The 21,383-nt window shown below is 36.4% G+C and carries 20 protein-coding genes; 12 read left to right on the forward strand and 8 right to left on the reverse strand.

Translation table 11 applies throughout. The annotated features are described in order from the left end of the window. Window positions 1-76: 76 nt before the first annotated feature. Together NSQ69_RS10610 and NSQ69_RS10615 are read left to right on the forward strand one after the other, a co-directional pair. A complete protein-coding gene (locus tag NSQ69_RS10610; RefSeq protein WP_002165914.1) occupies window positions 77-655 on the forward strand; it encodes a sigma-70 family RNA polymerase sigma factor in 579 nt (192 codons plus the stop codon). Next, window positions 652-1,332: a DUF3600 domain-containing protein gene (locus NSQ69_RS10615; protein ID WP_002127077.1), complete on the forward strand. Its 681-nt coding sequence runs from the start codon at window positions 652-654 to the stop codon at window positions 1,330-1,332. Before NSQ69_RS10610 ends, NSQ69_RS10615 begins: the two co-directional genes overlap by 4 nt. Before the next feature lie 108 nt (window positions 1,333-1,440). On the opposite strand, the gene NSQ69_RS10620 is transcribed toward NSQ69_RS10615, so the two are convergent. From NSQ69_RS10620 to NSQ69_RS10635, 4 genes are all read right to left on the reverse strand, one after another. After that, window positions 1,441-1,629, reverse strand: coding sequence for a hypothetical protein (locus NSQ69_RS10620; protein ID WP_341099224.1), 189 nt, complete (start codon window positions 1,627-1,629; stop codon window positions 1,441-1,443). A 311-nt stretch (window positions 1,630-1,940) separates the two neighbouring features. Continuing rightward, entirely contained in the window at window positions 1,941-2,375 is a 435-nt protein-coding gene (locus NSQ69_RS10625; protein WP_002012503.1) for a hypothetical protein, read from the reverse strand. Window positions 2,376-2,461: 86 nt separating this feature from the next. Further along, window positions 2,462-3,433, reverse strand: coding sequence for an MBL fold metallo-hydrolase (locus tag NSQ69_RS10630; RefSeq protein ID WP_063226481.1), 972 nt, complete (start codon window positions 3,431-3,433; stop codon window positions 2,462-2,464). Window positions 3,434-3,529: 96 nt separating this feature from the next. Further along, entirely contained in the window at window positions 3,530-3,739 is a 210-nt protein-coding gene (locus NSQ69_RS10635; protein WP_002127081.1) for a DUF3925 family protein, read from the reverse strand. Window positions 3,740-3,964: 225 nt separating this feature from the next. Between NSQ69_RS10635 and bsaA the strand changes: the two genes are divergently transcribed. Next, the gene (gene bsaA, locus NSQ69_RS10640) at window positions 3,965-4,447 is read left to right on the forward strand and encodes a glutathione peroxidase (protein ID WP_078178746.1); all 483 of its coding nucleotides are present in this window, start codon (window positions 3,965-3,967) and stop codon (window positions 4,445-4,447) included. An 83-nt stretch (window positions 4,448-4,530) separates the two neighbouring features. On the opposite strand, the gene NSQ69_RS10645 is transcribed toward bsaA, so the two are convergent. The 3 genes from NSQ69_RS10645 to NSQ69_RS10655 are packed head-to-tail and all read right to left on the reverse strand — an operon-like array spanning window position 4,531 to window position 8,932. Further along, window positions 4,531-6,759: a transglutaminase TgpA family protein gene (locus NSQ69_RS10645; protein WP_002127084.1), complete on the reverse strand. Its 2,229-nt coding sequence runs from the start codon at window positions 6,757-6,759 to the stop codon at window positions 4,531-4,533. Further along, the gene (locus NSQ69_RS10650) at window positions 6,756-7,970 is read right to left on the reverse strand and encodes a DUF58 domain-containing protein (protein WP_341099872.1); all 1,215 of its coding nucleotides are present in this window, start codon (window positions 7,968-7,970) and stop codon (window positions 6,756-6,758) included. Before NSQ69_RS10650 ends, NSQ69_RS10645 begins: the two co-directional genes overlap by 4 nt. Beyond that, window positions 7,970-8,932 (reverse strand): AAA family ATPase, encoded by a 963-nt coding sequence (locus NSQ69_RS10655; protein ID WP_088265730.1) that lies wholly within the window; start codon window positions 8,930-8,932, stop codon window positions 7,970-7,972. The genes NSQ69_RS10650 and NSQ69_RS10655 overlap by 1 nt, the downstream gene beginning before the upstream one ends. A 710-nt stretch (window positions 8,933-9,642) precedes the next feature. Here NSQ69_RS10655 and NSQ69_RS10660 point away from each other — a divergent pair. The 4 genes from NSQ69_RS10660 to narI are packed head-to-tail and all read left to right on the forward strand — an operon-like array spanning window position 9,643 to window position 16,048. After that, a complete protein-coding gene (locus tag NSQ69_RS10660; RefSeq protein ID WP_063226484.1) occupies window positions 9,643-13,326 on the forward strand; it encodes a nitrate reductase subunit alpha in 3,684 nt (1,227 codons plus the stop codon). After that, window positions 13,316-14,791 (forward strand): nitrate reductase subunit beta, encoded by a 1,476-nt coding sequence (narH, locus tag NSQ69_RS10665; RefSeq protein ID WP_002127089.1) that lies wholly within the window; start codon window positions 13,316-13,318, stop codon window positions 14,789-14,791. The genes NSQ69_RS10660 and narH overlap by 11 nt, the downstream gene beginning before the upstream one ends. A 19-nt stretch (window positions 14,792-14,810) precedes the next feature. Continuing rightward, window positions 14,811-15,341 (forward strand): nitrate reductase molybdenum cofactor assembly chaperone, encoded by a 531-nt coding sequence (narJ, locus tag NSQ69_RS10670; RefSeq protein ID WP_002031591.1) that lies wholly within the window; start codon window positions 14,811-14,813, stop codon window positions 15,339-15,341. 17 nt (window positions 15,342-15,358) lie between these two features. Continuing rightward, on the forward strand, window positions 15,359-16,048 hold the full coding sequence (narI, locus tag NSQ69_RS10675; RefSeq protein ID WP_002127091.1) for a respiratory nitrate reductase subunit gamma: 690 nt from the start codon (window positions 15,359-15,361) through the stop codon (window positions 16,046-16,048). A gap of 118 nt (window positions 16,049-16,166) precedes the next feature. Here narI and NSQ69_RS10680 read toward each other — a convergent pair whose 3' ends face one another. Then, complete coding sequence (locus NSQ69_RS10680) at window positions 16,167-16,859, reverse strand: Crp/Fnr family transcriptional regulator (RefSeq protein ID WP_087962974.1); 693 nt, start codon at window positions 16,857-16,859, stop codon at window positions 16,167-16,169. 324 nt (window positions 16,860-17,183) lie between these two features. Between NSQ69_RS10680 and moaA the strand changes: the two genes are divergently transcribed. The 5 genes from moaA to moaD are packed head-to-tail and all read left to right on the forward strand — an operon-like array spanning window position 17,184 to window position 21,306. Next, complete coding sequence (moaA, locus tag NSQ69_RS10685) at window positions 17,184-18,197, forward strand: GTP 3',8-cyclase MoaA (RefSeq protein ID WP_078203213.1); 1,014 nt, start codon at window positions 17,184-17,186, stop codon at window positions 18,195-18,197. 17 nt (window positions 18,198-18,214) lie between these two features. Beyond that, window positions 18,215-19,228, forward strand: a complete 1,014-nt coding sequence (locus tag NSQ69_RS10690; protein ID WP_078203214.1) for a molybdopterin-synthase adenylyltransferase MoeB — start codon at window positions 18,215-18,217, stop codon at window positions 19,226-19,228. Between the two features lie 43 nt (window positions 19,229-19,271). Beyond that, a complete protein-coding gene (locus NSQ69_RS10695; protein ID WP_341099227.1) occupies window positions 19,272-20,561 on the forward strand; it encodes a molybdopterin molybdotransferase MoeA in 1,290 nt (429 codons plus the stop codon). A gap of 44 nt (window positions 20,562-20,605) precedes the next feature. Continuing rightward, a complete protein-coding gene (locus NSQ69_RS10700; RefSeq protein ID WP_341099229.1) occupies window positions 20,606-21,076 on the forward strand; it encodes a molybdenum cofactor biosynthesis protein MoaE in 471 nt (156 codons plus the stop codon). Next, complete coding sequence (gene moaD / locus NSQ69_RS10705; RefSeq protein ID WP_002127098.1) at window positions 21,073-21,306, forward strand: molybdopterin converting factor subunit 1; 234 nt, start codon at window positions 21,073-21,075, stop codon at window positions 21,304-21,306. The genes NSQ69_RS10700 and moaD overlap by 4 nt, the downstream gene beginning before the upstream one ends. Window positions 21,307-21,383: the final 77 nt, after the last annotated feature.

Below are 21,383 nucleotides of genomic sequence, written 5' to 3' on the forward strand. Positions count from 1 at the left end.
AAAAAACTTTGAAAGAAATCGAACGAAATATCGTTTTCTTGCCAATATATAGTGTAGGACAAAGGAGGGATGGTACATGAAGGGTGAAACAGTGTATTCAGATTTAATCCAATTAACTTTATCAGGCAATAAAGAAGCATATAGCGAATTGTATGATAAAACGATTCAAGAAATATATAAGACAGCACATTTTTTAATAGAAGACAAAGCAGATGTAGATGATGTCGTTCAAGAAATATACATACAGCTATATGAATCGCTTCGTAAATATGATAGCGAGAAGCCATTTAGACCTTGGCTAATTGGACTTGCGATTAAACAAATTCATTCTTATAGAAGAAAGAGGTGGATGCGACTACGAATTGTAAAAAAAGCAGAAGAGCAAAGAAAACCAGTACAAATTGATTTTTCTAGCGATGTTGTAAGTAAAATATCAAATCAAAAATTAATCGAACTCATTCATAAGTTACCGTATAAATTGAAACAAGTTATTATCTTAAGATACTTACACGATTACTCTCAAGAAGAAGTAGCACAAATATTACATATTCCAATCGGTACAGTGAAGTCTAGAATTCATGCGGCATTAAAGAAACTACGTCAAAAAGAGCAAGTAGAAGAAATCTTTTTAGGAGAGGTAGGGAATGTGAAATGAGCTTAGATTGTAGAGTTAGAGAATCTATACAAGAAGAAGCGAAGGGGATTATTGCCCCGCCGGAGTTAAAAGAAAAAGTAATTGTTCAAATAAAAATGAAGAGCGGGGGAAGTAAAAGGAAGAAGCGCCTTATCGCAGGAGTGCTTGCAGCCGCATTTTTAATCCCAACGACTGGTTTTGCTTACCAATCTATTATGGCGGATGGTATATACGGATCTTTTGAGAACTTAAAAAAACATGCCGGAGCTATAACATTAGAAGGATACATGCGTTTTAATGCAAAGTTATCACAAGCGAAAGACGAAATGGGTGCGAAGGAATATGAAGAGTTTACAAAAGAACTAAAGAAATTAACGAATGCAAAGCTTGAGTACGGGGATTCGAACGGTAATATTGATTATGATCAATTATCACCAGCTAAAAAAGAGGAAATGAAAAAGGTAGAAATGGAACTTCAGCCGTATTTTGATAAATTAAATGGCCATAAATCTAGTAAAGAAGTATTAACTTCAGAAGAGTATGAACAATATATGGAAGCGTTAATGTCATATCAAACTGTATTAGTAAAAGCGAAATCGAGTGGTGGGATAACAGTAGAAGAAGTACCTGAAGCGTATAAAGAAAGATTTATTAAAGCAGAACAGTTTATGGAGTATGTAGATGAAAAGGTGAGATAAGTAAAAAAGCTCATAGCTTAAGCTGTGAGCTTTTCTTATTGAAACGTAAATATATTAACCACCTATTCCTTTTGCTAGCAATAAGAAATATACAAATATTAGTATGACTCAATTTAATGTCGTACCAACTATTTTAAATAGCCAATTCTTTGATGCGATCGCAAAAATAATACCGAGTAATGAAAGAATACTTAGAAGCACAATAATTAATGTTAAATTTGCATTAGGTCCTCTTAAAATAAAGAAAGAACATATACTTGTGATAAACGTTAGAAACGAGAAAGTCCCTAATTTCATAATAAGTCTCCCTTGTTTGAAATGTATTTTGATTTAGTGCGCGACTTTCTTTAGTTTAACATAAATTTCCTATTACCAATTAAATATATGAACAATAAAAAACGAGTATAAAATCTATGCGATTTCATACTCGTTTTGTTATTACTTAAATTTCCTTACCACATGTATAGCAACTCTTACAAGGAGTATTGCACTTATAAATAAACCACCATAACCAACGACACTTAAAAATTGAACATTAGGTTCTTTTGCATACAAGTTAGGGGCAGAATTATCTTGATTTGCTTAATAAAGTGAAAGTGAGAAATCACTTAGTTATATTCCTTACTATTCTCCTTGTCTTTTTGTATCAAACAATCTAAAAGTGAGTAACCAGCTATTAAACTAATAATGGTAACGAAAGTTGTATTCACAAGAATAATATTAGTTAAATAAGGTAGGTATTTGCCAACTGGTGAAAAGAGTAGGGCTGGAGAAAAGGAAATGAATAGTGTTGGCAACGTAATAGCGATAAATTTATCCGGCTGAAAGCTCCAGTTTTGTTTGCTCGTTTCGCGATTAATGGATTGTAGGAATCGTAATAAAATGCCGAACAAAAGAGGGAAGAGTGTAAAGTAGAATAACCTTGGATAAAAGTTAAAGTTCACTTGCGCGTCTGTTTCTAAATAAAATTGAATTTTTACTCCTACAAATAATAATAAGATGATAAATAATGTAAAGCAGAGGTAAAGTATCAATTTTTGCATTCCATTCCACCATCCTTTATTAAAAAATATATTCAAAAAAAGAAGAGATATACAATAACTACTGTTATATATCTCTTCTTTTACTGTTAGTTGATAGTGGATTTGGATTTCTCTTGCTTCGTGAAATAATCAATAATGCCCATTGCACTAATTCCTATATCTAGATGTAAAATGTTATAAACGGAATGATTTGATGGAACGTTTAACTTTGTAAGATGAGAAGAGATTTTATCCATTAATAAAGTTTGTAAAGCTTTAGTCGCTTCATCGAAATCATTATACTTTTCAAAGACTTCTTTACCAGTACCAACGAAAATAGGTAACCAATGTTCAAGTTGGTTATATACTTCTGTAACATTGGATGATGCGCCGTAATGACCGAAATAAATAGTATCTACATTCATACTTTGAATATGATTTTTAGAAGCAATCATCGCATCTGGCTGGAATTGTGAAGGAGACGTTGATGGTAGATATAGTTCTACATCAAGGTCTGCGAGTTCTCTATAATAAATTCCTATTGTATCGCCAGTAAAAATGCCGTTTGTTAATGAATCATGAATGCTAATATGGTGCTTCGCATGTCCTGGTGTATTATAAAATGAAAGTGTACGGTCTTCTGCAATTTTTAATGTATCACCATTTTGTACAATATGAACACGTTCTTCTTCAATTGGAAGAATTGGATCAAAAAGTTTATCAAAATCTTCTTTGTACACAGCTTTTGCGCCAAGAATTAGTTTTGTTGGATCAATCATATGACGAGCCCCGCGCGGATGCACAAATAGAGTAGCATTTGGGCACTTTTCCATCATTAACCCTGCTGCGCCTGCGTGATCTAAATGAACATGTGTAACGATAATGTTTTTTACATCATTTAAATTAATATGTAATTGCTGTAATCCGTCTAAAATATAGGGAAGAGAAGGGGCCGCACAAGTTTCAATTAAAGTAATATCGTCACCTAATAAAACGTATGTACCTGTGCGTTCATCATGTTGTAAGTCATAATCATCAATAAGATATAGATGAGAAGATAGTTGTTCTACTTTTTTCATACTTACCACTCCTTATATACGGTATGTATCTATTATACGCTAAAAATACAAAAAGACAGAAAACGAAAGCTCGTCTTCTGCCCTTTTGTAATGTAGTTATTTCGTTTGTTCTTTATTGATAGACATAACGAACAGTCCAACAATGCCACCAACGATCGGAAGCATAATTTCTCCTGCTAAATTAAAGTAGGAGCTTAAAAATAAACCATTTACATCGATTACCCAGCCAATAACATACAATAACATCATATATAGTACGAAATAAAACTCGCGATTTGAAATCGTTTCATGTTGTGCAGTTTTCATAATGAACACCATCCTTTTCTATTATAATGGAAATATAAACTGTCACATTTTGTTCACAAATTAATTGTAAAACTTTCCATCATAAAAGTCTAGTATATTGTGTCGAATTTTCGAACGAAAATAAAGCGCTATCATTCCGATATGTGAGTACGTAATAAGAGCTGTATATTCACGAATGTAGTATAGTATAAACATAGAATGATAGTGAAGAGAGGGGTAGGAACAATGACAGTTTATGATTTTTCAGCTAAAACAATAACAGGAGAAGAAAAATCGTTAAAAGATTACGAAGGAAAAGCACTTCTTATTGTAAATGTAGCTAGTAAATGTGGATTTACACCACAATATAAAGGGTTACAGGAAGTATATGATAAATATAAAGACCAAGGACTAGAAATACTCGGTTTCCCTTGTAATCAATTTGGAGGACAAGAACCGGGAACGGAAGCTGATATTACTAGTTTTTGTGAATTAAACTACGGTGTAAACTTCCCGATGTTTGCAAAGGTTGATGTAAAAGGTGACAAGGCTCATCCACTTTATACATACATGACAGAACAAGCACCAGGTTTACTCGGTATGAAAGCAGTGAAATGGAACTTTACTAAGTTTCTAATTGGAAAAGACGGGAAAATAGTAGGCCGTTTTGCACCACAGACGAAGCCGATGGATTTAGAGGTTGAGATTGAGAAGGTGCTTGGGGAATAATTAGGAGTTTCACTTTATTAAAAAACGCCTCAAAGAACAATGTAGTTCTTTGAGGTGTTTTCTTTAAACTCACATTATCAAGATTAAATCACTCTATCGTAGTCGTTTGATTTAGGCAGAGAAGCTGCTTTTTTCATAAGCACTTCCCATAAGTGTACGGATGTCTTCCATGCGGCTGCGGCCTGTTCCTTTTGATACATAGCGTTCTCATAACTGAAAGTAAGTTGTTGCATATCGGCCGAATTGTAAAGTGTATCGATGTGGAGAGCGTATTCTCGGAATGTTTGACTTTCACCCCGTGGTATGCCGATTCTCGCAAATTGTTTTAAAAGTGCACCGTAAGCTTTTTGATAAACAGCATCATCTTTTCGGTATTTATAGAAAAGAATAATAAAAAATGTAATCCATTTCATTCTAGTGGTGAAGAGAATGTATCCGATGATACTAATCGGTATCGTAGAGAGGAATACGTACCACCAAGAAAAATCATTTTTGGAATTTGTAATCTTTTTAGTAGAGGCTTCTTCTGTATTTTCTATTAAACTTTTGAGCTTTGCTTCATTGTTCCGTTGGTGTATTGGCTCGTTATTAGAATTATTTACTTCGTTATTTTGTGAAGTAGAAGCAGGAGTATTATTTGTAAAATTATAGGGATTGGTAAATCCTTTTGTTGGTTCGAATGGAATCCATCCGTATCCTGGGAAATATACTTCGACCCAAGAGTGTGCGTTATTGTTCGCGATTGTATAAACATTCTCACCTTCTGCAGAGGCAAGTGTATTCTCCAGAGTTCCTTCTGTAAATCCTTTTACCCAGCGAGCAGGAATCCCAGCAGAACGAAGTAACACGATCATAGATGTCGAAAAATTATTGCAGTAACCGCTTTTTGTATCGAAAAGGAATTGATCTACATAGTCTTGGTTTTTGGCAGGGTATAAGACATTCATTGTTTCGTATACAAAAGAATTGTCTGTAAAGTAATTTTCAATAGCTAATACTTTATCATATCGGTTGTCTTTATCATTTGTAAGATTGACAGCCAAGTCTTTTACTCGCTGCGGTAATGATTCGGGAAGTTGTGTGTACTTTGTCATGAAATAAGGACTTGTTTCATGACCTTCATTCGTTTTTACAGATTTCAAATTTTCTATGGAAAACTCCGGAACCTCATATGTTACTTTATACGAATTTAAAGTAGTAGAAGAGTCTCCGTGCATCGTATAGATTTTTTCTGAAAATGGGTCAACGCTGTATGATACATCAGAAGAAGCCTCAACTGATACTAATCCTGCTGGATAGGTAAGGTGAGGATAACTTTTTTGCATGGTGATTGTTGCCTCAGTTATCTCCGTTTTTGTATTTGGTTCGTACCAGCTCACGACGTCGTTTTTATTTTTAAAAGAAACTTTTTTTCGATTTTCAGAAACATCCCAACCTTTTCCTGTATAAAAATCTTTTGTTTCTACTCTCCAATATTGTTTGTTTTGCGTTTGTGCTGTAAAAATAATTGTATTATCCGGCTTAAAAGGACCGCCTAATTGCGAGTCATCTAGACCATATCCAATTTTAGAAACTGCTTGTTCTTTACTTGCTTCAGATGTGTTGAATTTCAAAAAATCCATTGGGTTTGGCCATTGAGGGCCAAATTTTGGAGCAAAGTATGCGATGGTTGCTGACAATACAATAAATATTGTAAGAGGTCTAAGTAATTTTGAGATTGCTCTAGCATAATTTTGTAAGTGTTCCATCTTTTTTATTCGTTCTATTTGAAGAAGACTAAGTATAAAAAAGCCGATGACAACAGTACGAATAATAGCGTAGTTTGCATTGTATAAATGTAAGTTATGAAAAGTTGTGATATAAATAATAGTCAATGCAAGAAATAACAACCCACGTTTTTTATGAATAACCCAAAAAGAGCTGAAAGAACTCAAAAACCAAAATGATAGAAAAAATAATAATGTTGGAAAAACTGGAGAAATATCTAGCAAATCCCCCTGGAAAAACAGAGAGGAATTTCGAGAAATATCAGCAAAAAATTTTGTTAGCCAAGATGGATTTATAAAAGCATTTTTATAATACAGGAAATGAATGATGAATAAGATCGTGACGATCTTTATTGGAATCTGCCACCTTGTTTGAAAAAAAGAGAGAGTGAAGCAAATTCCTATAAATATTACAAAAATATCTAATCTACCTACGTTTGTAATACCTATAAGGGGTCTTAGCCATTCTAGTAAAAGTAAAAATGCGCATGCATGCATGAAGAATCTGCTCATATCCCATTTGTATTTTGTTTGTAATGTTATCATTTGCTCACCTCAAAAAACACGTTTGTATACCGGTTCCCATAAACCACATTTACAAATATTTTTCGTTTTTGTAGAGTTTCTAGAATACTTAGTTCTCGATGTGAGAGTTGATTTGCTTTTTCTTTCACGACAAACACCATTAATTTTCTGTTTTTTATAGCGGTATAGTCAGCCGCCTTTTGAATATCGGGAGAAAGATCGCTTGTCACGAGTATAATCGTTACGGGCTCATAAATTTTTCTTAATTCCATTTCTACACTTCGAGAGAGCGGGAATACACTGTCTGCTTGTACTTTCGCTAAATGACAAAAGATTTGTTGTAACTGACTATCTCCATTGTCTAAAGGGAAAAAAGTTCGTTCTTTTCCGACAGACACGAATGACGCTGGTGAATTTTGCTTCAAGACAGCCCTCACAATAGAGGCAGTAAACGTTACGACTGATTCGAATAGAGGGGACTCAGTTCTGTCCATAAATATCATAATATTATGGCTGCGCTGTTGTTCAAACTCTTTCGTCATAATGTTGTTTGTTCGTGCAGTTGCTTTCCAATCAATCCATGAAAAGCGGTCACCAGGTTTATAGTCTCTGACACCGACAGAGATTGTAGAGTCTTTTGCTAAATTTATATTTGCTGAAAGCGCTCCTTGTTCGAAATGATTTTCCAATTGTCGATACGTTATATCTACGTACTGGGGATAGATTAAAAATGTATCTGGAACTGAAAAAGTTACTTCTTTCTCCATCATTCCGAATAGATCACCAGTTTTGACACGTACGCTTGAAAAAGTGTGCTCTCCTCTAGGGATTGTGTCAATAACATATTGAAACGAAATATTCCGTTTGAATCCTGGAAAGAGTATTACCTTATTCACCTTCGTTTGTATACAACTTGTAAATTGTGAAGGTAGTTCATCTTCTATAACTAAATAAAGTAAGGGAAAAGGAAATTTTCTTTTTATTGTAATAGTGCTTAAAAATTGTTCTCCTGCTGCATATTCATTTTGGTTTGTTATTCGTTTTACTTCAGCGTCTCGTAAAGCGTAGAAGGGAAGTAGTAGTGAATAAAGACCAATAGGAATCGTACTGTAAAACAAAAACCAACTTACAAATCCTCCTTGAAGCATAGCGTACACAAATGTTAAGACTAGGCATAAAGGGATTAGCAATAACTTCGTAACGTGATATAGTGCTCGTAGTAGTCGTTTCATCAAAGTTTTTTCGTCCTTTGAGTCGGCACAGTAGTTCGTGCAACGATTTTGGCGATAACTTGTTCTCCTGTTATTCCTTCAAATCTTGCTTCCATTTTTAGAATGAGTCTGTGAGCTAAAACGTAAGGAGCTAAAAATTTAACATCGTCTGGAATAACATAATTTCTGCCATGGATGAATGCATAAGCTTGTGAAGCTTTCATTAAAGCGATTGAGCCGCGTGGACTTGCACCTAGCTGTATAGAACTATAAGAACGCGTCTGAGTAACAAGCTTTACAATGTAATGCTTGATTGCTTTGTCCATGCTTACTTCCCGTACGCTTTGTTGTAAATAAAGTAATTCTTTTATTGTAGTAATAGCTTGTAAATGAGAGAGTGGATTTGTTTTTTCCATCCGGTTTAAAATTTCAAATTCTTCTTCTGGTGTAGGATATCCCATTTTTAGCTTCAACAAGAAACGATCGAGCTGAGCTTCTGGTAAAGGATATGTTCCCTCATATTCGACCGGATTTTGTGTAGCCATTACAAAGAAAGGTTTTGGTAACGATCTTGTAATGCCATCTATTGTGATAGTGCCTTCTTCCATACTTTCAAGTAAGGCAGATTGTGTCTTTGGAGATGTACGATTAATTTCATCAGCAAGTACAAAATTCCCCATAATCGGTCCAGGCTTGAACTCAAATTGGAGTTCTTTTGGATTATAAATAGAAACACCTGTTACATCTGACGGCAGTAAATCAGGTGTGAATTGAATACGCTTGTAATCGGCATCAATGGATTTAGAAAGAGCACGTACTAGCATTGTTTTCCCAACGCCAGGAACATCTTCTAATAGTACATGACCTTCAGCTAAGAGAGCTGTCAAAGCTAAGATCGTTTCTTTTCGTTTTCCGACCATTAATTTTTCAATATTGGTGATTATTTTTTCTACTATGGGATGTAATGAATCAAGCTGGGGCATCGTAATCCTCCTAATTTTATTATCGTTTCTAATTCATTTTTATGTTAAAGAAAAGGAGTTCCTTCATTTTAATGCAGTATAATATTAATCTAAGAGGTAAGTAGGAATGGTTTATATAAGTTCATATTGAGAACTTATATAAATAGGAAAAACTTAAATGTTAAAAAATCATGGTGATATACTTTATAATTTCTATGTCCCCAAAGGAAATCCTACTCGTAATTTTATGAATATTCAGATTATATATGTAGATAACATCTAGTATAATTGTTTCCGTAATTAAGGGCAATACAGTAAATAATGATTTGTAGTTTTATCCCTCTATTTGCGGGCTGATTAAAGTTTCACTTTATATAAAATATGTCTTGATAATAGTATCGTTGCAGAAAAGTAAATTCCTTATAGCATTATTGAAGTAGTATCAAAACTCTTTTTAATATATTTATATAAAAACGTAGGAATTTCTCCTGCGTTTTTTCTTATGCAAAAAAAGGTGAATCCTCCAAATACTATTCTCCTAATAAGCCCACCGCTGACCGAAATCTTCACAACAAAACAAAGTAATCTTTACTTATAAATGTTGCCCCTTAAACCGATTTCCAAATGAATTTATGACAATCTCTTGAACTGTGCGAAATGTCACATCTGTATTTTACAACCTCTTTTATAGTAAGGGTATGTAAGAGAGACGTACTAAAGGAGTGAACAGTATGAAGAAGAAACCTTCAGCATTAATGAGACGTTTAAAATATTTTTCACCAATAGATCGTTATAACGATAATCATACACAAGAAACATATGAAGATCGTGAATGGGAAAATGTGTACAGAAAGCGTTGGCAGCATGATAAAGTAATCCGTTCTACACACGGTGTGAACTGTACTGGTTCTTGTAGCTGGAACATTTATGTGAAAGATGGAATTGTAACATGGGAGGGTCAAGAGCTTAACTATCCAACAACAGGTCCTGATATGCCTGATTTTGAACCACGAGGATGTCCGCGTGGAGCGAGTTTTTCTTGGTATATTTACAGTCCGCTTCGTGTGAAATATCCGTATGTACGTGGTGTTCTATGGAGTATGTGGCAAGAGGAACTACAAAATAACGAGTCACCACTAGACGCTTGGAAAAGCATTGTGGAAAACCCTGAAAAAGCACGTACGTATAAGCAGGCGCGTGGTAAAGGGGGATTCATTCGTGCGAATTGGGATGAAGTATTACAACTCGTTTCTGCTTCATTACTATACACAGTAATTAAATACGGTCCAGACCGAAATGTTGGTTTTTCACCAATTCCAGCAATGTCGATGTTAAGTCATGCAGCTGGTAGCCGCTTTATGCAACTTATGGGTGGACCAATGCTTAGCTTTTATGATTGGTACGCAGATTTACCACCAGCTTCTCCGCAAATTTGGGGTGATCAAACTGATGTACCAGAAAGTAGTGACTGGTATAACTCTGGATACATTATGACATGGGGTTCAAATGTACCGATGACGAGAACACCAGATGCTCACTTTTTAGCAGAGGTTCGATATAAAGGAACGAAAGTCGTTTCTGTAAGTCCTGACTTTGCCGAGTCTACAAAGTTTGCAGATGATTGGATTAGTGTGAAACAAGGTACAGATGGTGCACTTGCGATGGCAATGGGGCATGTGATTTTACAAGAATTTTACGTAGATAATCAAGTGGAATACTTCACAAAGTATGCGAAGCAATATACTGATTTTCCTTTCTTTGTCACATTGAAAGAAAAAGGAGATCAATTCGTTGCTGATCGTTTCTTAAATGCTTCTGATATTGGACGTGAAACGAAGTTAGGGGAATGGAAACCTGTAATTTGGAACGAGAATACGAATGATTTTGCAACACCTCACGGCACAATGGGATCACGTTGGGATAACGAAAAGAAATGGAACTTACGTTTAGAAGATGAACAGACAGGTGCAACGATTGATCCACGTCTTTCTTTACTTGGAATGGAAGATAGTGTTGAAACAGTGCAAATTCCGTACTTCTCTGATGATGGAAATACAATATTAGAACGTACAATTCCAGTGAAAAAAGTTATGACAGAAGAAGGCGAAGTGTGCGTTACAACTGTATATGACTTAACGTTAGCAAATTACGGTGTGAACCGAGGGCTCGGCGGGCAAGAACCAAAAGATTTCAATGATGATGTACCGTTTACACCTGCATGGCAAGAGAAAATGACCGGAGTAAAGCGAGAGCTTATTATTCAAATTGCTCGTGAGTTCGCGCAAAATGCAGTTGATACGAATGGCCGCTCGATGATTATTATGGGAGCTGGTATTAACCATTGGTTTAACTCTGATACGATTTATCGCGCAGTTTTAAATCTTGTTCTTCTTGTTGGGGCACAAGGTGTAAACGGCGGCGGTTGGGCACATTATGTTGGTCAAGAAAAATTACGACCAGCAGAAGGATGGCAAACAATCGCGATGGCGAAAGATTGGCAAGGGCCACCGAAATTACAAAACGGTACATCTTTCTTCTATTTCGTAACAGATCAATGGCGTTATGAAGATACACCTGTTGGACATTTAGCATCACCAGTTGAGGGCAACTCTCGTTATCAACATCACGGTGATTACAACGTATTAGCAGCACGACTTGGCTGGTTACCTTCTTATCCAACATTCGAGAAGAATGGAATTGAATTATATAAAGAAGCTGTTGCTGCTGGTGCAACAACACAAGAAGAAATCGGAAAATACGTTGCACAAAAACTAAAAGAAAAAGAACTGAAATTTGCGATTGAAGACCCAGATAATAAAAACAACTTCCCGCGTAACTTATTCGTATGGCGTGCAAACTTAATTTCAAGTTCCGGTAAAGGACACGAATATTTCTTAAAACATTTATTAGGTACAACAAACGGATTAATGAATGACGATAGTGACTCATTAAGACCAGAAGAAATTAAGTGGCATGAAGATGCACCTGAAGGGAAGTTAGATTTACTCATTAATTTAGATTTCCGTATGGCTGGAACGGCGCTTTATTCTGATATCGTCTTACCTGCTTCAACTTGGTATGAAAAGCATGATTTAAGCAGTACGGATATGCATCCATTTGTGCATCCATTTAATCCAGCAATCGGTTCACCGTGGGAAGCACGCTCTGACTGGGATATTTTCACCTCTCTTTCTAAAGCTGTGTCAGATTTAGCGAAGAAAATCGATCTTGAACCAATGAAAGAAGTCGTTGCAACACCACTTCTTCACGATACACCGCAAGAATTAGCGCAACCACTTGGCAAGATTAAAGACTGGAGCAAAGGTGAGTGTGAACCGATCCCAGGTAAAACAATGCCGCAAATTCATGTTGTCGAAAGGGATTATAAAACGATTTATGACAAGATGACAGCGCTTGGACCAAATACCGGAAAACAACCGATTGGTACGAAAGGGATTTCTTGGTCGGCAGAAAAAGAATATGAGCAATTAAAGAGTCGATTAGGAGTTGTTCGAACGGATTCTATTGCGAAGGGGTGCCCAGACATAAAAGAAGCAATTAATGCTGCTGAGGCGGTATTAACACTTTCTTCTACAACAAACGGTCATATGGCGGTAAAAGCATGGGAAGCGCTTGAAAAACAAACCGATTTAAAACTACGTGACTTAGCAGAAGAACGTGAAGAAGAATGCTTCACATTTGAACAAATTACAGCGCAGCCTAAAACAGTAATTACTTCTCCGGCCTTTACGGGTTCTGAAAAAGGTGGACGCCGTTACTCACCATTTACAACAAATGTTGAACGTCTCATCCCTTGGAGAACGATAACTGGTCGACAATCTTTCTACTTAGATCACGACATGATGAAAGAATTTGGCGAAACGATGGCAACATTTAAACCAATACTGCAACATAAACCATTCCGTAAATCACGCCCTGAAGTAGAAGGGAAAGAAATTACACTAAACTATTTAACACCGCATAATAAGTGGTCGATTCATAGTATGTACTTCGATTCATTACCAATGTTAACGCTGTTTAGAGGTGGTCCAACTGTTTGGATGAATAAAGATGATGCGAATGAAGCTGGTGTTGCTGATAATGATTGGATTGAATGCTTTAACCGTAACGGCGTAGTCGTAGCACGTGCTGTTGTAACGCACCGTATACCGAGGGGGATGGCATTTATGCATCATGCGCAAGATCGTCACATTAACGTGCCTGGTACGAAATTAACAAGCACCCGCGGGGGAACACATAATAGTCCAACCCGTATTCACGTTAAACCAACACATATGATTGGTGGATATGGCCAATTAAGCTATGGATTTAACTATTATGGTCCGACTGGGAACCAGCGTGACTTAAACGTTGTAATCCGTAAACTGAAGGAGGTAGATTGGCTTGAAGATTAAAGCGCAAGTCGGAATGGTAATGAACTTAGATAAATGCATCGGCTGCCATACTTGTAGCGTAACATGCAAAAACACCTGGACGAATCGTCCAGGTGCTGAATATATGTACTTCAATAACGTAGAAACGAAACCTGGAATTGGTTATCCGAAACAATGGGAAAATCAGGAGAAATACAAAGGCGGCTGGGAATTGAAAAATGGTGAAATTCAGCTGAAATCCGGTTCGAAAATAAAGCGTCTTATGAATATTTTTCACAATCCAGATCAACCAACAATTGATGATTACTTTGAACCTTGGAATTATGATTATGAAACATTAACAAATAGCCCGCAGCGTAAGCATCAACCAGTTGCTCGTCCGAAATCAGCAATTACGGGTGAATTTATCGACAAAATTGAATGGGGTCCAAACTGGGAAGATGATTTAGCAGGCGGACATATAACAGGGTTACAAGATCCGAACGTCAAGAAAATGGAAGAAGGAATTAAAACGGATTTTGAAAATGTCTTTATGATGTATTTACCACGTATTTGCGAACATTGTATGAATCCATCTTGCGTTTCTTCTTGTCCATCGGGTGCGATGTATAAACGTGAAGAAGATGGGATTGTTCTTGTGGATCAAAATGCATGTCGTGCATGGAGATTTTGTGTATCGTCTTGTCCGTATAAAAAAGTATATTTTAACTGGCAAACAAATAAAGCTGAAAAATGTACAATGTGTTTCCCTCGTATTGAAGCTGGTATGCCAACAATTTGTTCTGAAACATGTGTAGGACGTATTCGATATATTGGGGTAATGCTATATGACGCTGACAAAGTAAAAGAAGCGGCTTCTGTTGAGAATGAAAAAGATTTATATGAATCTCAGCTTACTGTTTTCCTAGATCCAAATGATCCAGAAGTAGCAGCTGAAGCGAAAAAACAAGGCATTCCTGAAGAGTGGATTAAAGCAGCACAACAGTCACCAATCTATAAAATGATTATCGATTGGAAAATCGCTCTACCTCTTCATCCAGAGTATCGTACAATGCCAATGGTTTGGTATATCCCGCCGCTTAGCCCAATTATGAACATGGTGGAGGGGAAAGGTAGTAACTGGCAAGCAGAAGAGATTTTCCCTGCTATTGATAATATGCGTATTCCAATTCAATATTTAGCGAATTTACTCACTGCAGGAGATGAATCACATATTCGTCTTACATTGAAAAAATTGGCTGTCATGCGAACACATATGAGAGCATTGCAAATTAATAAAGAACCAAATGAAGCTGTATTAAAAGAACTCGGTTTAACGAAAGAAGATGTAGAAGATATGTATCGTCTTCTTGCTATTGCGAAATATAAAGATCGCTTTGTTATCCCGACGTCTCACCGCGAACAAGTTGCAGATTTATATAGCGAGCAAGGAAGTTGTGGTTTATCTTTCGCAGGTGGGCCAGGCTCTTGTACGACAATTTCTTAAAAAAAGGGGGCAGAAAACTATGAAACAAAGTTTACAAACAGCTTTTTCTTGTTCTTCTTTTCTTCTCTCCTATCCTGAACTAGGTTGGAGGGAAGCGTTACTAGAATTACAGGAAGAGATTCAAGAAATTGAACAGGAAGAAATCAGAGCATCACTTACAACATTTATAAAAGAAGCGCTAAATAAAACAGACAATCAACTTATTGATTCTTACGTCTATACATTCGACTTTGGAAAGAAGACAAATATGTATCTTACCTACATGAAAACAGGTGAACAAAGAGAGCGTGGAATTGAATTATTAGAGTTAAAACAGCATTATCAAAAATCTGGTTTTAACGTAACAGATAAAGAACTACCTGATTATTTACCGCTTCTACTTGAGTTTCTTGCAAACGCGAATGAAAAAGATAGCGAGCCAATTATGAGTAAATACACGGAAAATATACAAGCGTTGCACGGGCAATTAAAAGAAGCAAACTGTATGTATGAACCAATTCTCGCCGCTGTTCTACTCGCTATCAATACATGGGGTGTACAGGCAAATTAGAAAGGAGAGTTGTCAAAATGATGGATCAATTTCTATGGGTATTGTTTCCCTATATCATTTTTGCAATCTTTATCGGTGGACATATTTTCAGATACAACTATGATCAATTTGGATGGACGTCAAAATCTAGTGAACTATTAGAAAAGAAAATGCTCCGAATCGGAAGTCTATTATTCCACTTTGGGATCATGTTCGTCATTGGTGGTCATGTTATGGGGATTTTAATTCCAGAGTCTGTATACCGTTCAATAGGTATTTCTGAGCATATGTATCATGTAGTAGCAATTAGTTTCGGGCTTCCGGCAGGTGTTGCTTCTATCATCGGTTTAATTATATTAACGTACCGCCGTGTAACAGTAAAACGCATCATTGCAACGAGTACAAGGGGAGATTATATTGCGCTTATTTTATTACTAATCGTAATGCTAGCGGGACTTTCTTCAACCTTTTTAAATATCGACTCAAAAGGGTTTGATTATCGTACAACAATCGGTCCGTGGTTCCGAAGTCTCTTTATTTTCCAACCGAAAGTTGAATATATGATGGAAGTACCAGTATGGTTTAAAATTCATATAATTGCAGGTATGGGTCTATTCGCAGTATGGCCATTTACTAGACTTGTCCATGTATTTAGTGCCCCAATTAAATACTTAAGCCGTAGTTATGTAATTTACAGAAGACGTATTCCTAATGAATTGAAAAAATAATGCCACAGTAAACGAATAGAAGTTAGCAACTAACATGAAACGAGGTCTAATGGAAGGCCTCGTCTTTTTTAGGAAATAACTGTATGAAAGAAAAAAAGAGTAGCATCTAAATAAGATGCTACTCTATGCTACAAACAGAGGCAGAGCAATCTTCACAAGCAATTTCACATTTTAAAAATTGTAAATCATGGATTGTAATCTTTCCTTTATGAATAGAAATCGTACCTTTTTTTTTCAAATCATTTAACATTCGATTTACGCTTTCACGCGAAGTTGCACAGAAGTTTGCAAGTTCTTGATTCGTTAATGGTAAATCGATGAGAATCCCATTTTCTTTTAACACACCATAACTATTTGTCATTCGAATGAGAGTAGAATATAGGGCACCTTTTTTGCCGTGTAATACTAGATCTCGGAACTTCGTTTGCATTCTTCTTAAATGTTCACTAATCCATTTCATAAATTCAAATACAAGAGCGGGTTTTTGGAGTAATGCTTTTTCTAAGGCTTCACGCTTTATAACGCCTACTTCAACATCTTCAAGGCATTTTGAATTTAATAAATACTTCGCATTGTCCGTGAATAATGTTAATTCTCCAATAATGTCGTATGCCGAACAAATACGGAGTGTTAATTCTTGCCCGTCAGCACTTAGTTTACTAATTTGTACTTTTCCAGAGTGGATGATATAGAGTTCTGTTGCTTCCATACCTTCTTGAAAAATAAAACTCCCCTTTTTAATCTGCATTTTATATTCAACAGATGCAAGTAATTCCTTTAAATCTTGAGATAATGTCATACTGTTTGCCACAGCAATCACCTTTCTTCTTATAAGCAATACATTTCCTATTTTGAGTGTAAATATGCTGAAAATGCAAGAGCTATTTTAAAAATAAAGTGAAATTTCAATGACCGTAAGGGGAGGTGATTTTAAGTTTTTAGTTTGAAAGGTTCAATACGCAAAGTGGATGGGACTAAAGATGTGAACAAAATTCGAACGGATTTGTGAAGAATTTTTGAATGGGGAAAGTAATGTGAGAAAAGTCACATTGAATGTGTAGCTTCTTTTTTATAATAAAGGCAAATAAAAAATATGAAACCTACTAAGGATTGCAGTAGAAAAGAAGGGATATAGATGCACGAGAAGATGAGGGATTCGTTAGAGCGGCCACTTCAAGATTTACGTATTTCAGTTATTGATCGTTGTAATTTTAGGTGCACATACTGTATGCCAGCTGAAGTGTTCGGACCTGATTATGCTTTTTTACAGGAAGAGTTTTTATTAACGTTCGATGAAATTGAAAGATTAGCGAGATTATTTATAAGTATGGGAGTCAATAAAATTAGGCTTACTGGCGGCGAACCGTTATTGCGTAAAGACTTACCGAAGTTAATCGCAAGGCTTGCTAAGTTAGAAGGTTTAAAAGACATTGGGCTCACAACAAACGGTATTCATTTAGCAAAACAAGCTAAGGCGTTAAAAGACGCAGGATTAAAACGTGTAAATATTAGTTTAGATGCGATAGAGGATCACGTCTTCCAAAATATTAATGGAAGAAATGTAAGTACAAAACCTGTATTAAAAGGAATTGAAGCAGCAAAAGCAGCTGGATTAGAAGTAAAAGTAAATATGGTCGTAAAAAAAGGGATGAATGATAGTCAAATTCTTCTTATGGCTCGTTATTTTAAAGAACAAGAAATTCAGCTTCGTTTTATCGAATTTATGGATGTGGGCAGTACGAACGGATGGAACTTTGAACAAGTCATTACGAAGGAACAATTAATAGAGAAAATTAATCGTGTATATCCGATTGAGCCTGTTAAACCTCGTTACTTTGGAGAAGTTGCGAAATTGTATCGATATGTAGGGAGCGATGCAGAAGTTGGATTTATTACTTCTGTTTCTGAATCTTTTTGTTCCTCTTGTACGAGAGCTCGTATTTCGGCAGACGGTAAGTTTTTTACGTGCTTATTTGGAACGAAAGGAACGGATTTGCGAACGCTTCTTCGAGAAAATATTTCTGATGCTTCATTATTAAAAATTCTCCAACATACATGGGAGTGCAGAACAGATCGGTATTCGGATGAAAGAACGGCTGAAAGTACAAATAAACGTCCAAAAGTTGAAATGTCTTATATTGGTGGATAGCGAAAGGAGGATTCCCTATGCAAGAGCGATATTCAAGGCAAGTATTGTTTTCTGGAATTGGTGAAATGGGACAAAGAAAAATAAGAAAAAAACATGTGCTCCTAATCGGTGCGGGTGCACTAGGAGCTGCAAATGCGGAAGCGCTCGTTAGGATGGGGATTGGGAAATTGACAATTGCTGACCGTGACTACGTCGAATGGAGTAATTTACAGCGGCAACAGTTATATACAGAAGAAGATGCACAGCAGTGTAAACCAAAAGCAATTGCAGCGGCAGAACATTTAAGAAAGATTAATTCTGAAGTGGAAATTGTACCAGTTGTAACGGATGTTACAATGCAAGAAATGGAAGAGTTAGTAAAAGAAGTGGATCTCATTTTAGATGCGACTGATAATTTCGATACGCGCCTACTTATAAATGACATGTCACAAAAAGAAAATATACCTTGGATATATGGTGGATGTATTGGGAGTTACGGTGTAACGTATACAACTCTTCCGGGGGAAACACCATGTTTTCGCTGCCTAATGGATCATCCTATGGGCGGTGCAACATGCGATACAGCAGGAATTATTCAGCCAGCTGTACAAATGGTAGTTGCTCACCAAGTAACAGAAGCGATGAAAATATTGGTGGACGATTATAAGGCGCTAAGGGGAACGATGTTATCATTTGATATTTGGAACAATCAATGTATCTCATTAAAAGTAAACAGGCAGAAAAAAAGTACATGTCCATCTTGTGGGAATGTACGCACGTACCCAAGTTTAACATTTGGATCACAGATGAAAACTGAAGTGCTATGCGGGCGGAATACAGTTCAAATCCGTCCAGGAATAAAGAGAATTCTTAATTTAGAAGAAATTCAAAAGCGCTTACAAAAAAGCGTGAGTGTCAAAAAAACTCCATATTTACTATCGTTTCTAGTAGATGAATATCGTTTTGTTTTATTTACAGACGGCAGAGCGTTTATTCATGGGACTAATGATATGAAAATGGTAAAACGATTATACGCAAAATATATAGGATGAACTGAAAGCGAGTTTATCCTTATCAAAACGAGGTGAAAAAAGAATGCTAGAAAAACGTAAACCAATTCCAGTAGCAGAAGCAGTTGCACGCATAATGGAGTATGCTCATCAAGGTGAAATAGAAAAGGTTTCTCTTATAGACAGCTACGGTAGAATGCTTGGAGAAGATGTTATTGTAGATCATGATGTCCCGCATTTCGATCGCTCTCCGTACGACGGGTTTGCGATTCGCGCGGAAGATACAAAAGAAGCAAATAGCAGTAACCCGATTCAGTTTGAAGTGATTGGTGAGATCGGGGCAGGTTCGGTTTTTAGAGAAGAGGTGAAAGCATTTCAAGCTGTACGTATTATGACAGGAGCTGCAATTCCAGCAGGATGTAATGCGGTTGTTATGTTAGAGCTAACGGAAGGATTTGAAGAAAAAGAAAAGACTTATATGAAATTAAAACGCTCTTTCGCTGCTGGTGATAACATTTCTTTTAAAGGAGAAGATGTAAAACAAAATGCCATACTTGTGAAAAAAGGGACTTCTATTAACCCTGGAGTAGCAGCGCTTCTTGCTACGTTTGGTTATAGTTCCGTACATGTTGTAAAACAGCCGGTTATTGGAATTTTAGCGACAGGAAGTGAACTTTTAGAAGTACATGAACAGCTTAAATTGGGGAAGATTCGAAATAGTAATTCCTATATGATTGCTGCTCAAATTGAGCGAGCAGGTGGAATTGTACGCTATTATGGACAATTTGCTGACGATTTAGAGACGTGTTATGAGACCGTAAAAAGAGCAATAAAAGAAGTCGATATTTTAATTACAACTGGTGGCGTTTCAGTAGGAGACTATGACTATTTACCTGCTATTTATGAGAGATTACGAGCTAATGTACTTTTCAACAAAATAGCGATGCGACCAGGAAGTGTGACAACTGTAGCTGAGCTAGAAGGAAAACTATTATTCGGTCTATCTGGTAATCCTTCAGCTTGTTATGTCGGATGTGAATTATATGTTCGGCCAGTCATTGGAACATATTTGCATAGAAAAGATCCGCACGTATATCGAGCAGAAGCAATTTTACAGAAAGACTTTCCAAAAGCAAACCCATTTACTCGTTTTGTACGAGGGAAAGTGGAAAGTGTAGATGGAAAATTGCAAGTTACACCAGTTGGTTTAGATAAATCTAGTGCAATTTCTTCACTTGCAGAGGCGAATGCATTTATCGTCCTGCCGGGAGGAACGAAAGGATTTGAAGCAGGAATAATTGTTTCGGTATTATTATTGGAATCGAACATAGGAAGTGAGTGGCCGTGGAAAGAACCACTTCGATCATATAAGTAATAGAAAAATAGATTGCTAACTTATACGAAGGTAAGAGGTGCAAAATGACACATACGTATTATGAAGTAATTGATACACCTATTTCAATTGAAGAAGTTACAAACAAAGTAATTCGGTGTGAGTGTGGTGCGGTTACTACTTTCATTGGTACCGTCAGAGAATTTACGAAAGGACGTCGTACGCTATATTTAGAGTATGTAGCATATAAAACAATGGCGGAAAAACAGCTTGAGAAAATTGGTAATGAAGTAGAAGAGAAGTGGCCTGGGACATATGTAGCAATTACACATCGCATTGGTACATTGGAAATTTCTGATTTTGCTGTTGTTGTCGCCGTTTCAACACCACACCGGAAAGCAGCCTATGAGGCGAACGAATATATTATGGAGCGTATAAAACAAATTGTTCCGATTTGGAAGAAAGAGTTTTGGGAAGATGGTGAGTCATGGATAGGTAATCAGTTAGAGAAAATAGCATATGCAAATGGTGAGCCTGAAAGGGAGATGAGAACATGATTGAAGTACTATTATTTGCACATTTGCAAGAAGAAGCAAGTAAGCCGGCCTTGTACATAGATTGTGAAAATATTACGGTTGCTGAACTAAAGGAAGTTCTCATTAAGAAATACAGCGTAGCGATTTCAAACGAGATAATGGTCGCCGTAAATGAAGAGTATGCAAATGAGGATGACATTATTCAAACTGGCGATGTAGTAGCAATGATTCCGCCAGTAAGTGGTGGTTGATTCTTTTCAGCCTAATCATGTTAGGACGTGATTAGGCTGGAGAGAATGAATATAACTATGCATACATAGGAGGGAAC

This window comes from Bacillus sp. FSL R10-2201 (genome assembly GCF_038008665.1).
Lineage (GTDB): Bacteria > Bacillota > Bacilli > Bacillales > Bacillaceae_G > Bacillus_A > Bacillus_A mycoides.